The organism is Dietzia cinnamea NBRC 102147, assembly GCF_001571065.1.
GTDB classification, from domain to species: Bacteria; Actinomycetota; Actinomycetes; order Mycobacteriales; family Mycobacteriaceae; genus Dietzia; species Dietzia cinnamea.
Map to the genome: position 1 here is coordinate 1 of NZ_BCSW01000131.1, position 1,258 is coordinate 1,258.

Consider the following 1,258-nt stretch of genomic DNA (forward strand, 5'->3'; position numbering starts at 1 on the left):
GACCGACGCGATCCGCCAGAAGGCGTGGCGCGATGGTCCCGGCGTGAGAAATCACCGCGACATCATCGACACAGAACGACAGACCAGACGACCACGAAGTACGCTTCACCTACCGAGTGCTTTCTGCTTGAGGAACTGTAGCTCTAGACAAGTCCCAGTTTCCCCTGTTCAGGGAGCACTTCGGTCTATTTGCGCCCAGCGATCCGCAGATCCCCATGAAACACCGGGGCTAGCAGTCAACGGTGAATGCGTGGATGTTCACGGTGGCACAGCCTCCGGCGCTCCACGAGCGGTTTCCCTACCGTATAAACACTTTTCGCATCACTCGCGCATCACCGGTTCCGTAGTCTCCGGAGCACCATTCGCATGCCTGCCGGCGCCGTCTACTTCTGTCGCTGGAGCGCGCGATAGAGCGTGGATCGGCCCACTCCGAGATCTCGGGCGATCGCCGACGGCCCCTCCCCCGCTTGGATGCGGGTCCGTGCCTTCTCGATCTGCTCGGCCGTCAGGACTCGTTTGCGCCCCTTGTACTTGCCCTTCGCCTTGGCGATGGCAATGCCCTCGGCCTGGCGCTCGCGGATGATGGCCCGCTCAAACTCGGCGAACGCACCGAGCAGCGAGAGCATCAGATCGGCTCGTGGATCCTGGGCGCCGGCGGCGTAAGTGGCCCGTTCGTGCACGAACTCCACACTCGCACCCTTGGCAGTGATCTCACCAACGATCTGCTTGAGATCGACCAGGGATCGAGCGAGCCGGTCCATCGACGCAACGACGAGCTCGTCACCGTCTCGCAGGTATCCGATGCACTCGGCGAGCTTCTCGCGGTCGGCCCGCGAGCGTGCGGACTGCTTTTCTATGTAGACGCGGTCGCACTCCCCCACCGCCTCGAGCTGGCGCGCTTCGTTCTGGTCAGCGGCGGACACTCGCACGTACGCCACCCGCTGCCCGCGCGGCCGTGACGATCTGCGGGCCAGCTTCGACTTCCCCTCGGCGATGTTCTCCGAGTCTGTTGTCTCCACTCGCAGACTCCAGTCCAGCTCGTCCCGGCGACGGAATCGAGTCTGGACCTTCCCGCGGCTCACGATGAGCACCTCGTCGCCACCGTCACCCGAGCGGTTGAGCAACGTCCCTATCCGATCAGCCATCAAAGGACCCCTCCGCCGAGTATCTGTATCAATACTCTCTGGACCCTACGGGACACCGTGTCATAAGGTGCGAAACCCACCCTGTGATACAGCGAGAATGGCGGGTCCGTGAA

At 63.0% G+C, this 1,258-nt stretch carries 1 protein-coding gene; it reads right to left on the reverse strand.

Translation table 11 applies throughout. The annotated features are described in order from the left end of the window. Window positions 1-383: 383 nt before the first annotated feature. Window positions 384-1,145 (reverse strand): recombinase family protein, encoded by a 762-nt coding sequence (locus DCI01S_RS17050; RefSeq protein ID WP_082767903.1) that lies wholly within the window; start codon window positions 1,143-1,145, stop codon window positions 384-386. Between the last annotated feature and the right edge of the window lie 113 nt (window positions 1,146-1,258).

What these genes read in the sequence shown, in the direction of transcription:
- DCI01S_RS17050 (WP_082767903.1), bottom strand. Translation starts at nt 1,145, where the DNA reads ATGGCTGATCGGATAGGGACGTTGCTCAACCGCTCGGGTGACGGTGGC.